The sequence below is a fragment of the Achromobacter sp. UBA2119 genome, from assembly GCF_002331005.1.
Taxonomy (GTDB): domain Bacteria; phylum Pseudomonadota; class Gammaproteobacteria; order Burkholderiales; family Burkholderiaceae_B; genus Achromobacter; species Achromobacter animicus.
Genome location: NZ_DCYD01000018.1, coordinates 334,831 through 348,389, shown reverse-complemented (window position 1 = coordinate 348,389; position 13,559 = coordinate 334,831). Strand labels below are relative to the sequence as shown.

Here is a 13,559-nt window from a genome sequence, read left to right as displayed (position 1 = left end):
AAGCCGCCAATCATACCGAACTCGCTAGCCGGCGGACTTAACACACAGCCGCCGCCAAGTCTCGTTGACTTCGAGTACCTGGCGGCGGATTGGCGCCGGCGTTGCCTGTACCTGCGCCCCCGAGTCGAAATAGAGCGGGCGTGCGTGGTCGCAATACTCAACGCCGACCCGCTCCCGGGCCGCGCACCCAATCCCGCTCAAGCTCAGCAGCAACAGCGTCATCGCCCATACGGGCCGTTTCCAACTGCACATCACGTACCTCCTTACGGGCTTGCGCGGCCTGTTCATTGACTTCTGCGGTCCGCCGCTCACGTTCTTCCCCTTTTCCAGTGCTGCGCCCCCGCAGGTATGCCCCAAGGGCGAGCGCCAAGGCGGCGCCCAGCGCCACCAGGATTCCTTTGAATCGCTCAAGCAGCGCCAGCATGGCCTACCTCCCTCACCGCCGAGGAGTAATTCGCGGCCCATTTAGCTCGAAGCTCCGCGCGCTTTTCCGGAGAGCCGCGCTCGTACGCGCCCGGCCGCCAGGTGCGCAGGTACAGGTTCCAGGCGCCCTGCTCATCACCGATCGCAGGCAGGCGGCCGGGGTCACTCCACAGCAGCAGCCGCGCCAAGCCTGCCGCCAGCACGTCGTCGTACTCGATGGCGTCCCAAATGGCGGCGTCGCGTGCCGGCACGCCCCGGGCTTGGTACAGGCGCGCGGCCGCGCCGCTGGTTGCGACGTGCAGCCGGACGCCGTGCACCATGCCGCCGCCCAGCTCCGCCTGCCAGAAGCTCTTCGCTGGCCCGATCGGGCGCGCCGGATTGCCCACGAGCTGGCGGCGATGTTCGAACCTGGATTCCTGCAATCCGATCGTCAGCAGCATGATGCGAGCCTCGGGCGTGTCCATTTTGCCGGGCAGCAGCGCCAGCGCCGGATTGATGGCCGTCTTAATGATCTCGGATAGGGTCATGGCTTCGGAGTCCTGATGTGTTTGGCCGTCACGGCGGCCACGTAGAAGGCGGCGGAGGCAGCCAGCGCGGCGTCCCCGGCGCTGGCCCAGCCCGCCACGAAGATGCGGCAAGCGGCGCCCGTGGCCGTCAGGCAGATGGCCGACAGGCCGATCCGTTCCAGCGTTGTGTCCTTGATCGCTCGAGCGAAAACAGCCAAGCCTGCGCCGCCGGCAACCACCAGCCAGCAGACGAACGCGAGAACGGCCCACAGCGTCAGATAGATGGTGCTGTCCATGTCATGCCCCCTTACCGCGCACGCGGTCGATGACTGCCTGCCAAAGCGCGGCGATAGGCGCGGCCTGGACCGCTTCCCAGGCGCGCGAGACGATGGCCATGCCGAACATGCCCATCAAGAAACCCGCCAGACCTTCCGGGATACCCAGCGCCAGCGACAGATACGGGGAGGCGTAATAGGCCACCAGCGAGCCGCTAATTGCCATACTGATGCGAGCAGGCCAACTGCCCTGCAGATAGCGCATGGACACAGCCGCGCCAAGTACCCCGGCAAACTTTGCCGCGAAGGCGTCGAAATCTTGAATGTTCAATCGCGTCTCCTTGAGACGAAAAAAAGCCCGCCGAAGCGGGCAGAACTTGAATGCGATGGACAGCAGCTATTGCCACCCGGTAACGTCGATTACAGCAATATCGTTTTCCTCCGCATCGCTAACAAACCGGGTGTTGTAGAGCGGCGCCCAGCCGTAGAACGCGCCCACCTGATCCTGGATCTTTGAAAACACGCCGGTGCTGGTCGCTGCGTAGTTCTCGCCCCATAGAATCGAACTCCAGCCGCCTCCCGGGACGGGATAGCATTGGAAGCCGCGCCGCTGGAACGACGGACAGTAGGCCCATTTGCGTGCCGGCAGGCCGCCCACCTCCATCCCGTTGATGTACCCGCTGCCGGTGCCGTCCGAGTTCCAGTACCGGGGGATGCGCAGATTTCCGTAGACGTTCATGGGCCGCGCCGTACTCATGAAGATGTGCCGGCCGTCCTGCGCCCATATATCCATCGGGCCGCCTGTGACCCACGGCCAATCGAATATGTAGTATTCGACAGCCACGCCCGTGAAGGTGACAGTAAAGGTCCCGTTCCCGTTGTTCACTAGGCTGCGCATGGTGGCGAAGCCGCCGCCAGTGGGCACGAAGAAAACCACGGGCCGGACCGCGGCAAACGAGAAGGCCCCGCTCGCCGTGCCCATGTACCGCAGGAACATGTTGACGTTGCGGCTATCGCACAGCAGATTCCCCGCCGTGTCCCATAGCTCAAACGCGGCGTCTGCCATTACTTCACCCCCCAAAGAACCAGCATGTTTGCCCGCTGTGTGTTTGGGGCATCGGTAAAGGACCAGGAGATAACCGACCCGTTTCGGCGGACGGTCGGGTAATTGGTCCCGCCACTCGCCGCCGTCACCAAAAACCAGGAGTTTGCTGTATCAGCGAGCTGCGCGATGTTGACGCTGCCGTTGGACGTTCCGGTGTAGAACTCGCCCAACTGGCGCGCAATGCGCATGCCTGCGCTGAACAGCAGGACGCCCGAGGACGACCACAATTCAAGGGGCATCACAGCCATGTCAGCCCCCGAATCGCGCGCCCAGCACGCCGTTAGGGTAGTAGTAGCGCATTCCCCGGTTGGTGATCTCTGTTCTGGATCCGTCCGCCTCAGTTCCGTTAAACGACATAAGGCCAGACCGCATATTCAGATTAAAGACTGGCACACCGTTCGGATTAAGCGCATCGGAGCTGAGGTTGTCCTTGAGGTTGAGGGCTCCGATAGTGGCGCGACCGATGATTGCCTCGTTCATGAAGACCTGCCCGCCCTGCACCACAAAAGGCGCTTTCACCGATCCTGTGGATTCGTCCAGGATGGCCACGCGCGCCGCAGCCAGCAGAATCTGCGACGTGATGACGCCCTGGTTGTTCTCGACGCCTACGCCGATGCCGGCGAGGTACGGCACACCGCCCACCGTGAGCTGGGTTTTGATGGTGTACATGGCCGCCAAGGAATTCACGATCGCGTCGATCTGCACCTGAGCATCGCCGGCTTCGTCAATCCGATCCAGCAGCGCCTGGGCGAGCTGGGTTTCGGTGATCTGGCCCGTAAGATATTCCAGGATCTCGTCCGCGCTATTGCTGGAAGTGCCAATGACGCCCGGATTGCCCACGGGGAAAAAGTCCCCGGGGATGCCGGTGCGGTCCACCAGCCTGGCCCAAAAATACAGGCGCTTGCCGGCGGACAACCCCATCAGGTCATGGGTGTTTTGCGGGAACGCGAATTCGCCCATCTTGATCGCGCTGCCCTGGTTCTGCGATTCCGAATACCAGATTTCCGTCCGCTCGATAATGTAGTTGCCGGCCGGAAACCCCCAATTGAGCCGGATGCCGAACACCATCCCTTGGGCGGTCAAGTGCGTCACCTGCGGCGGCGGCAGAACGTTCCCCTCCAAGTCGGTGGACGCCGACATTCCCCATGCCGAAGGGATGTTCGCAGCGTTAATCGCGCGCACCCGCGCAAGGTATCGGCCGGTACTGATGCCCCGGATCTCGACGGACGCGGACGCCGTGCGCCCCGCTTCAATCCAGTCCGAACTATTACGCCGCCACTGGACTTGATACTCCACCGCGTCCTGCACCTTTTCCCAGGTGATGAGGGCATTGTGGGTTGCTATCGTCTGATCCAGCGTCGAATAGGATGACAACGCCACGTTTTGCGGCGCCGGCATGACCATGGGCGGTATGACCGTGATCGGCGGATTCTCCAGACGCGTGCCATAGTCCACGGCTTCGTACTTGCCCGGCACGTGTTGCACGGCCGTGATCGTGGCATTGAGGACGTTTTCCCGCGTGATACTCACGACTCGGAAAAGCTGGGTTGAAAGCTCCTCGGACTCGATGGTCCACACTGCCTCAGCCTCCGGAACCTCGGTAAAGGGCTGGGTGACTGTGATTTCCAGGGTTGCGCCCTGGATCCCGATCATGTCTGCGGTGATCTCGGTACTATCGGCAGTCCATATCGTCTGGTCTGCCGTAATCATCGTGCCCACCGCGCCCTGGATGATCCTCGTTTGCGTGAGCCCGTCAGGCATGTTCAGGATCAGGCGATCTCCGGACCGCACGCCCACGGCCAGATCCACCACGATAGTTGTGGCAGTTGCAGAATGAATCCGACCGCCGATACGGCGCCCGGCGCGGTTCTTGTCCGCGATGCGGATGACAGAGCCAGGTTTCACGACGGCCTGCTCCAGCCCCACGCCGAACGTCACGCCCTGCGTCTCGCGCTGTGAAGAGACGAGAGCCCACTTTCCGGCGCGCACGGCCTGGCCGCGGGACGTGCAACCGAACGCCGTCATCTGGTACATGCGAACGCCATAGCGGGAAATTGCATCCCGGTCTTCTACCGCCTCCATCTTGGCGATGCCCTGATTGCTGCTGTCGTTCCAGGACACCTGCACCACCGTATACCGGGTTCGGCGCGGGCTGCCGGCGTAGCCGAACCGACCATCCAGCACATTCGCATTGGTGAAGTTGTAGACAGGGTCCGAAGGAATGTCGGCGGACGCGGCAATGGAGCCATTCATCTCGTAGACGATTCCGCGGAACACGCTGGCGAGATCCGACATTACGCGGTAGGCGTCCGCCGCCTGCTGGATGTAGACGTTGCAGGTAAACCGAGGCTCCATGCCGCCGAAGCCGTCGGGCACCTGTTCATCGCAATATTGGGAGATAGGGTAGAGCTGCCATTTGGCCATGGACAGCCGCGCTGGATCCAAGAACGCCCCGGCGCCATAGCGCTGATTCGTCACCATGTCATACCAGATCCACACGGGGTTATTGGTCCACGCCTGCTTAAACGTCCCATCCCAAACGCCGGTATAGGTCCGCGTCTCCGGATCGTAGTTGCTGGGCACTGCGATGATGCGGCCGCGGAATCGGTACGCGCGTGTCGGAATCGCCGAAAACTGGCTGGCATCAATTTGGATGCCAACCGCGGCGGACATCGGCATGCGCAGCTTCGCATCCAGCACGTTGGTGATGGATTGGATCCAGGTAGCGTTTGTTAGCGTATCCGTGGCGGAGTCGATGGAGAGCCGGCGCACGCGAACAACCCACCCCGTCTGCGCGCCCTGCGGCAAGTCAATGCGGTGGGTCCGCGCGTAGGTCTGCGTCGTCTTCCCATCGAATGCCGACACGACAACCTCCTGGAACGGCCCGCCATCCGTCTGCAGGTCAATGGCGTAATCCACGCGCGCTCCCCCGCGGTCCCCATTGCCGGTATCCACCTGGAGGAGCCCCCTCACCTCCAGGGTGATTCGGATGGCCGACAGCGTGCGATCCGTGACCGTCTGCACCCAGGGGACGCCATATTTCAGTTCGACGCCCAGGCCGATGGTGCTTTCTGCGGCCGGGAAACCCTGGATGTAGTCCTGGGCCTGCGTGCCGTTTCGAAAATCCACGCGGACGCCCTCGAAGTTGAGCGAACCGTCTTCGTTCTCGATGGGCGTTCCATCCAAGTAGATGCTGCGCAGGATGGAGTTCAGGCCCGTCACAGGGCCCACAATGGGCCCCTCGCTGATCAGGTCCAGGACCTTGGCGTAAGAGATGCTGTGCAGGCTGTCAGGAGCCTCCACGGGAGAGCGAGCGCCGCCTCCGCCCTTGCCTCCCTTGCGGCCCACGATCGTGATCCCGCCTTGGCGCGCAATGTGCCGCATGGGCCCATCAATAGAAAACCCGCCGGCTTCGGCGGGTGAAAGAAGACGTTGCATGGTTGCCTCTACGCTTTGTCTTCGGCATAAATGCCGGCGGAAACGACCGCACTCCCCGCCCAGCATTCGCCGTAGTGGAGAGGTGCGCAATTCCCTTGCGCGGTGGTGTTGACCGCGCCATTGAAGTTGTAGGACGCGCCATTGTTGGGGCTATCCTTAGTCGAAAGCCCGGTCTGCGTGGGACTCAGCAGCTGGATAGCCCCACCCAACCCAATGACGGCGCCCATTTTCATGAGCGAAGTTCCGAACGCGGCCATCGTGCCCGAGCTGAGAACGTTGATCACTGCGCCCACAGCCACCATTGCCGCGCCTAAGATGGTCTGGAACACGCCCCCGCGCTTCGCCCCCTGGATGACAGGCGCGAATCGGATCTCTTCACCGTCAGCGGGCGCGTGCTGCAGATCCTGCTCCGCGATGTTGCGTCGCCCCAGAAACACCGCATATCGAACGCCACGGCTGCCGGAGGAAATCAGCTCCTTTTCGAATCCCGGAAGGATCGCGCAGAGAGCCTGTACGGCCTCGGCCGCACTTCGCACAGCCAACCGGTGGACGCGGCCGAATCGCGTGCCCAGCAGGCCGTACAGCCGGATGGTACGGAGCTGATTATCCATTCGGCACCTCCCGATGCCGCAACACCAGGCGCGTGATCTCCTGCCAGTAGCCGCCATACACTTCGCGAGTGGACAGCCGGCCGTACAAGTGATGGAGCATGGTCCCTTGCATAGGGAACAGGTCCGGGCGCTCGGAAAGCCGACCGTCACCCAGGAAGACGGCGCCGTGGTTGGTGCGCTTAGCCAAGTGGTTCATCAGGATCACATCCCCCCGCTGGATGGTCTCGCCGGCTACCAGCGGCCGGAAGCCGGCGGCGGCGAAGTTGTCCAGGTAGACCTCCTCATCGCCCTCCCACCAGCCATCTGCTCGCTGGAAGTCGGGAATGGAGATCCCCATCTCCCTCGCGTGAAAGTCGCGGATTACGCTGTAGCAGTCCAGGACGCCGTGATGGAACGTGCGCCCCAGCAGCGGCGCTCGATAACCCGTGGGGGAAAACGCCTCGATGGCGAGCGCTTGGGGCGCTTCCTGACCAATGTCCTTGCGCACCTCGACGATGTACCAGGGCATCGCCCCTACCCTCTCGGCCATGGCCTCGCAGGCCACCAGATCCGCCTCCGATGGCGAGGCCGTGTTATCCGGGTGCGAATGGACAAAGGCCACCACTGCGCCGACATCCTCGGCCGCGGCCCAATCGTCGGGGCGCGTCACAAAGCCGGCATCCGGCGCATCGGCCACGTTCTGGCCGCGCAAATAGATTTCTCGGCCGTCGGAATCGGACACGACGAAGCCGACACATTCCGCGGGATATGCCTCTTCGGCGTGGCGGCGCATGGCTGCGAAAGTTGCTTTCTTCATGCTATCGAACCCGATCAGCAGCGGGGAACCCGCCAAAGTTGATAACAGCCGCCACCGGCTCCACGCCCTGCTCAGCACCGAAACGAAGCTGACACGAGCGCACCAGACCGGGGCAGTTGTCCTGGTCAGGGCTCGACACGGGCCGGTCCTGTCCGTCGAAATATGCGGCCCCCGTGTACTGGCAGTACGGGCCGCGATAGCCCCCGATCCATTTCCACGGGCAGATGGTCGCGACGATCTGGCGCCCCGGTAGCTGGCGCCCATCGAACGCCAGGCCCGTCGCAAGCTCGAACTCGACCACCTCCGGCGTTTCGTTCAGCTTCTGTTCGACCAGCCACACCTCAAGGGGCAACTCCTCGCCGGGGTCATAGTTAGGGTTACCGTCCGGAAAGTTCGCAGGGTCAAGATACTTGGCCAGCGTCTCGCGCACGGTCAGCACGCAGCCCACCAGATCGTCCATGGCAATGCACAGCGAAGAGATCACGCCCGCAACGGGCTCGCCGTTCTCGTCCTCGCCGATGTTGCCCACGGAGAGAGTCGGCGACGGCTGGGACGCTTCGCCGGTGCGTTGGAAATCACGGGCTTCTAACGCCCAAGGCGTGTACTCCCGTCCCTTCCAGAAGATCGGGCCGCTTTGGTTGTGGTTGTGAAAGCGGAGGATGGGTCCGCCCTGGTTGCTGGTATCCAGCTCGAACAGGCGCACCGCATCCCCCGGCTCCAGTTTCTGGATGTCGGTAATGATGCTCATGAGGGGATTTCCTACAGAGATTTGCCCGGTCAGGCTTTGATGCTGCCGGCGAGGATAAAAAGTGCGTCTAGGTCGCGCGGCGCGAGGCCGAGACTGCCCGCCACGGCCAGGAGCATTTCGCTGTCGCGTCGGAATTCCTGCAAGTCGTCCCAGGCCCGACGGTACATGGCCGGCGTGTCCTCGCGTGACAGCACCGCCTCGGCCGCGTCGAATAGCGTACTGTCGCCGTGCGCCGTGCGGTGCATAGCCTCGCGGCCCTGGAAGCGCGAGACGACGGCCTGCGGGATCGGGTCGGGCGGGTCTGCGGGAGGAGGCAGTTCCGTGACGATCATCGTGGATGGAACATCGAGGGGCGCGCCATTTGGGGCATGGAAAAGGCGCGCGCCATCCACGCCAGTGACCAGCACGTCATCTTCGAATTGCCAGAACTGGCCGGAATCAAGGTCTTTGAATGTCTGCATTACCGGTACTCCCGCCAACTAGGGCCTGACACGTTATAAGTAATCACCCGGTAGGTTTGCCCCGGAGGAATCGACGCATTTACGGAAATGACTGACCCGTTCAGACTCCCATCCGGCGGTGTAAACGAGGATGCGGCGTCGGTTCCCCCCACTTCAATCCGAGTGTTAGCGAGTCCGCCGGTGGCCGTCGCCGCAAAAAATACGTGGATTGGCCGTCCGGTTGAATTCGTATAAAGCACTCCGGTCGTTCGAGAACCCGTGACATTCTGGAAAGTTTGGCCCACCCCGTATGACTGCTGAATTTGGCCATTCAGAGTTTGCACGGCCGCGTTCATGACGGCATAGTCACTCGCCAATTGCGCGGCATCGATAGACCCCGGGTTGACCACCGCGCCGAACGCATGGACCGTCCAAACACCCGTGGCGTTCAGGGCGCGGGTTTCTGCCGCCACTCGGGCACCCGATGGGATGCCCTCGGTACCGTACTGGGCACCTGAACCTCCGTACGGTGCATACCCATACCCCTCGCTACCCGCTGAAGACTTCAGATTAACGGCGTGCCCGTGATTCTGAAGGGCGTCCGGCTGAATAGCCCCGTTGACACCTGCGGAAAGGGCGCCGTCCCCGCGAAGAAACACTGCTCCCAGCGATCCCGCCGACTTTCCGTTCAAGTCAGGCAGGCGGATGGTCGTGGACCCGTCGCCCAGCGTGTACTTGCCGCGCTGGGTAGGGTCGCTTTGCCACGTCGCCTCTACCCCTACGGGCAGCGTCCCGGCCAGGACCATCGCAGTCAGTTCAGGATACGTGGCACGCGAAACGGTTTGGCCGTCCAGGGGGATCTGCCCTGCTGGGATAGATGACCGGAGCGGCCACCAGCTGGGGGTGCCAACGGCCGGCCCGCTGGGAATGGGCGGGAGCTGGCTTTCAGGCACCAGGCCATCCCCATCCAATGACGCAAGACCGCCAGCGCCACCAACGGGCAGTTGCGTCAATGGAACTTTCGCCCCCGCGTCCAGCGTGGCCACGCCGCTGGCGACTCCCAACAGCGATGAGCGCACGACCTCATCCCAGGCAGACCACACCCCGCCCACCAGCGAGCGGAAATACTGCCGATTGGAGTTGCTGGCGATGTAGACCTGATTTGCGCCCGTCGCGGCCGTGCCGCCCGGGTAGCCGGCGGAATAGACCACCAGCACGCCGGACTGACCAATGGGAAAGTTGGTTCCGCCCTGCGCGACGCTGGACGCGGCAACGATCCACGCCCCGCGCTGCGTGTAGGTGTTCAGATCCTGAGCGGCCGCCATCACGCCCTGGAACGTCAGCGCCGTGGTGGCGTCCGCCATTTCTTTCCACGCAGACCACGCATTTGCGCTGGTGCCGGTCTTGATGCGCCAAAACTGTTGATAGGGCGCGACTCGGGTATTGAACTGCTGTAGCGTGGCCGTCCCGAAGGTGTCCACAAGCAGAAACCCGGTAACGCTGGCGACCGGGTAGTTATTGGCGAGCGTCGCGGCGGAGACAGCCCCCTGGTAGTACGTTCCTGGCGACGTGTACGTGTTCAAGTCATGCGCCGTAGTGGGCAGCAGCAGGCCGGCAGGAGTTTGGCCAATCGGGAGCCGGCCGTCCGCGCCCAGCGTGGCAATGCCGCCGGCCGCGCCCAGGGCGTTGGCGATGCTGTCCATGTTCTTGTTGTGCTTCATGAACGCATCACGGGCCGGCTCTCCGGTCCCATCATTCGGCGCTGCGCCGACGTTGATTTTCACAAGTGAATCCACGATTCCCCCTACGGTTTAAATACTTGTTGGAAGGTGGCGGACACCCTGTAAACATCCCCTCCGATGTGAGCAAGGCTGAGGCTCGGAGCCTCATACAGCCCTTCCTCCCCCAGCGGTGGAGTCCAGAAGAAGGACCGGACACCGGCATGCCTGCGCAAAAACGCCGCCACGGCTTGCATTTCCTGCTTGCCGCCTGCGAACGTGACCGGCCACGACTGAACCTCAGTGTTGATGCCGTCGCCGACAACCTGGCGATATCCGTCTCCGAACTGTGCGGTCAGCCTTCTGAACATCACTGTGCCGGTAGGCTCACCCGTGGCCCGCCATGAAAATCGTTCAGTCATCAGGCCCTCCCATTCCTTGCGTTCCAAGCCGCACCGCCCTGCCGATGTGAGCGGTCCACGACACGCTGCGCGACCACTTCCATCTGCCTGAGCATTTCGCGCCCGAGGGCATCGTCCTGATCCGACTCGCGCGATTCGCGCCCCCCGTCGTTGAAAATGACTTGGTTTGTGATCTGATAGTTGGCGCCCCCTGACCCACCGCCGGCCGCCACGCTGCTGCGCAGCGGCGTGACGTAGCCACCATTGGCGCCGCTCATCAGGTACGTTTCTCCGCCTTCCGAGTACAACTCGGGGCCAAGCTCGTTGACGCGATAGAGCGAATTCGCAGCGGTCGGGCCACCGGACGCGCGAGCGCCGGCCACCGCCCCCCAACTGCCTGCCATCCCATCGGTACTACCGACAGCCGCCATGCCGGAACCCTGATACCCGGCGCCGGCGGATATTCCGCTCACCGCCGCCCCGGCAACTGTGCCAAAGATGCCGTTCAGAACGCCGGCCGCGGCCTGACGGGCTGCGATACGCGTCATGTCAGCGATGATCGACGTTGCGAAGTCCTTGAACGACAGCTTGCCGGTGGTGGCAAACCGCACGATCGCGTCCTCCATCCCTTGGAAGGCGTTGGAGAACAAGGTCTTCGTCTGGACGGCGACGTTCGCTGTGGACTCCAGATAGTTACCCAGCGCCGAAGTGGCGCCGTTCTTCCAGTTGCCCTGCGCTTCGCGCACCTGATCGAAATACTGCTGCTGCATCGACAGGCGCAGATCCAGATGCTCCTTAAGCAGAGCACTTTGGCTCTGGTACGTCTCCGGCAACATCTGCCCCGACGCCATTGAGCGGTCGAACTGCGCCTGCTGGCGCTGATAATCCCGCAAGATCCCCTGACGCGCGCGAAGCTCCTCCTGCGCGCGATCGCCCAGGCCCACACCGGCCACCTGGTCGGCATACTGCTGTTGCTCCAGATCTCGCGTAGAGGCCAGGCTGACGCGCAGCGCTTCGACCTTCGCGGTTTCCTGCTTCGTGCGAAGTTCCTTCTCCGCCGCGACGTTCAGGTCAAGCTGATGGCGCAGCAGGTCTTCTTGGGCTAGTAGGCTCTTCTGGTCGGCCGTCAGGACCTTCTTGTCCTTCAGGTCGGCGATCTGCTGCTCAAACTCAGCCCTCTTTTGCCCCCAGGTGGCAAGCTTTCCCTCGCTGGTGATTTGCGCCTGCAGAGACGCCTCGGCTTCACGATACTGCTGCAACAGCTTGGCTGCGGCGTCGTCCTTGAACGCCCCCCCGGCCCCCTTAGGATCCTTGTACTTCTCGATGATCGCCGCGCGTGCCGCCTCCACCTTGTCGGCAGCCCAGCCGTATTTCTGAGCGTCGGCGTCGAGCTTCTTCAGTTCGTCCTGCTGGATCTGACTGCGGGCGCGCCCGGCCTTGATGATTTCGTCCAGCCGGGCGTCGGCAGCGATCTTCTCCTGGGTAAGTTGTCCCTTGAGTCCCTGTGCCCGCGCGTCCGCCTGTTCCTTCTCCTGCCGCTGTATCTCGGCAGTGATCGTGGCCAGCTCCTGCTTTTTCAGCTTGAGCGCCTGCTGCGCACGGTTGCGGCCACCGCCGGTAGCCGCGCCCCCTTCAGTGGTGGTAAAGCCCTGATTGTTCTCCAGGCTTTCGACCGTTTTGGTCAATTCCTCGGCCTGCTTGCGAAGCTCGGCAATCGGCGTGGGTCGCCCAATGTTGAGCATCGCATCCCATGCCTGGCGCGCGGCCAATCCCAGGCTATTCCAGCCCCGCTCCAACGTGCCGGCGCTGGCGCGAACGCGGTCAGCGGCGCGGTTCGTGGCGTCGGCCAGGGTGGACTGGGCCAACGCTACGGCCTGTTCCTTCTGTCCTTGGGCTTCAAGCGTGCGGATGCGGTCATAGGTGGCCGCATCCAGGAATTTCATGGACTCGTTGATCTTGGCGATCGCCTCGCTCGGGCTCTCGCCCAGCCGCCCGAACTCCGCGACCAGGTCGTCTACCGACCTCGCACCCGTCTCGCTCATGTTGACGATGGCGCCAGCCACCGTCTCCAAGGAACTGCCCGTCACGCGGCCCGAGGCAACCAGCTTATTCAGCACATCAGCCGACCGGCCGACGGTGCTATGAGCCTCGCCAACGCGCCGAGACATGTCGACCAGGCCTTGGGCCGTCTGTCCGGCCGCGTTGCCCGTGAGGATCAGTGTCTTGGTGAACTCGGACTGTTCCCCTTTCCCCGAAACGACAGCGGCGGTGAAAAGAGCTACAGCACCTGCCGCGAGCGTCCACGGCCCCACCAATCCCAGAATCGTGCTGCCGAGGGCACGCGCCGCCGGCACGATGCCGCCGAACATATCCTTCAGTTGACCGCCTTGCTGCAGCAACACCGTAAGGGGCTGCTGGCCGCCCTGCAACGAAACCACGATGTCCGTGAGCTGCGCCGGTACGCCGCGGAGCGCTGCTGCCTGCTGTGCGGCGCTCACGCCGTACTGATTCATCTGCTTGGTGGCGCCAGCCGCGGCAGCGCCCGTAGCCGACAGCTTCGTCTTCAACTCATCCAGGATCGAAGTCGGCACCCCGCGCAAGGCGGCGTTGTAAAGGATCTGCTCCTTTCGCGTCATGCCAATCGTGTTGGCCTGGTTCACCAGGGAGTCAACCCGGCGGCGCTCAGCGGCGGCCAGCTTCGTGTAGTCCGCCTGCGCGGACTGAGACATGTCGCTGGTGCCGCGCTTGGCCGAAGCAATCGCGGCGTCAAACTGCGAGGTATCGACGACGATATCTAGCCGCGCGGTGCCAATGCTTTCCTGTGCCATGTTCAACTCTTATGGAAGATTTCCAGGGCCGCCCGCTCGATGATCCGAAGAACGTCCATGATTTCCTGCTGCTCCGCCTTGGGAAGCTCTTGACGGTCCAGATCGTGATACAGGACCCCGTAATCCAGCCCTATCGGCCCTCCCGCCCCCACACGCCACTGCGTGTAATTGCGCGTGAACAGGTTGAACGCCGGAACGTGGTCCGGCCAGAGTTCGGCGCAAGGCCGGGGAAAGTCGCTGAGCTTTAACCCGGCCATCGCCAACGTTGCG

General features: G+C 63.1%; 15 protein-coding genes. All 15 read right to left on the bottom strand.

Annotation, left to right across the window (positions count from 1 at the left end; genetic code table 11):
* Positions 1-157: 157 nt before the first annotated feature.
* Positions 158-424: a hypothetical protein gene (locus B3098_RS22705; protein WP_286899108.1), complete on the bottom strand. Its 267-nt coding sequence runs from the start codon at positions 422-424 to the stop codon at positions 158-160.
* Positions 408-950 (bottom strand): hypothetical protein, encoded by a 543-nt coding sequence (locus tag B3098_RS22700; protein WP_286899106.1) that lies wholly within the window; start codon positions 948-950, stop codon positions 408-410. The genes B3098_RS22705 and B3098_RS22700 overlap by 17 nt, the downstream gene beginning before the upstream one ends.
* Positions 947-1,225 (bottom strand): hypothetical protein, encoded by a 279-nt coding sequence (locus B3098_RS22695; RefSeq protein ID WP_286899105.1) that lies wholly within the window; start codon positions 1,223-1,225, stop codon positions 947-949. Before B3098_RS22695 ends, B3098_RS22700 begins: the two co-directional genes overlap by 4 nt.
* Position 1,226: 1 nt before the next feature.
* Entirely contained in the window at positions 1,227-1,535 is a 309-nt protein-coding gene (locus B3098_RS22690) for a hypothetical protein (protein WP_286899103.1), read from the bottom strand.
* Between the two features lie 66 nt (positions 1,536-1,601).
* Entirely contained in the window at positions 1,602-2,270 is a 669-nt protein-coding gene (locus B3098_RS22685) for a hypothetical protein (RefSeq protein ID WP_286899102.1), read from the bottom strand.
* The gene (locus tag B3098_RS22680; protein WP_286899100.1) at positions 2,270-2,557 is read right to left on the bottom strand and encodes a hypothetical protein; all 288 of its coding nucleotides are present in this window, start codon (positions 2,555-2,557) and stop codon (positions 2,270-2,272) included. Before B3098_RS22680 ends, B3098_RS22685 begins: the two co-directional genes overlap by 1 nt.
* A gap of 1 nt (position 2,558) precedes the next feature.
* A complete protein-coding gene (locus tag B3098_RS22675; RefSeq protein ID WP_286899098.1) occupies positions 2,559-5,747 on the bottom strand; it encodes a host specificity protein J in 3,189 nt (1,062 codons plus the stop codon).
* A gap of 8 nt (positions 5,748-5,755) precedes the next feature.
* Positions 5,756-6,358, bottom strand: coding sequence for a tail assembly protein (locus B3098_RS22670; protein ID WP_286899096.1), 603 nt, complete (start codon positions 6,356-6,358; stop codon positions 5,756-5,758).
* Entirely contained in the window at positions 6,351-7,154 is an 804-nt protein-coding gene (locus tag B3098_RS22665) for a C40 family peptidase (protein WP_286899094.1), read from the bottom strand. Before B3098_RS22665 ends, B3098_RS22670 begins: the two co-directional genes overlap by 8 nt.
* A 1-nt stretch (position 7,155) precedes the next feature.
* On the bottom strand, positions 7,156-7,902 hold the full coding sequence (locus B3098_RS22660) for a phage minor tail protein L (RefSeq protein WP_286899093.1): 747 nt from the start codon (positions 7,900-7,902) through the stop codon (positions 7,156-7,158).
* A 29-nt stretch (positions 7,903-7,931) separates the two neighbouring features.
* Complete coding sequence (locus B3098_RS22655; RefSeq protein WP_286899091.1) at positions 7,932-8,363, bottom strand: hypothetical protein; 432 nt, start codon at positions 8,361-8,363, stop codon at positions 7,932-7,934.
* A complete protein-coding gene (locus B3098_RS22650; RefSeq protein ID WP_286899089.1) occupies positions 8,363-10,126 on the bottom strand; it encodes a hypothetical protein in 1,764 nt (587 codons plus the stop codon). The genes B3098_RS22655 and B3098_RS22650 overlap by 1 nt, the downstream gene beginning before the upstream one ends.
* A gap of 20 nt (positions 10,127-10,146) precedes the next feature.
* Positions 10,147-10,482, bottom strand: a complete 336-nt coding sequence (locus tag B3098_RS22645; protein WP_286899086.1) for a phage tail protein — start codon at positions 10,480-10,482, stop codon at positions 10,147-10,149.
* Positions 10,482-13,289, bottom strand: coding sequence for a phage tail tape measure protein (locus B3098_RS22640; RefSeq protein ID WP_286899084.1), 2,808 nt, complete (start codon positions 13,287-13,289; stop codon positions 10,482-10,484). Before B3098_RS22640 ends, B3098_RS22645 begins: the two co-directional genes overlap by 1 nt.
* A gap of 2 nt (positions 13,290-13,291) precedes the next feature.
* A complete protein-coding gene (locus tag B3098_RS22635; RefSeq protein WP_286899083.1) occupies positions 13,292-13,546 on the bottom strand; it encodes a DUF1799 domain-containing protein in 255 nt (84 codons plus the stop codon).
* Positions 13,547-13,559: the final 13 nt, after the last annotated feature.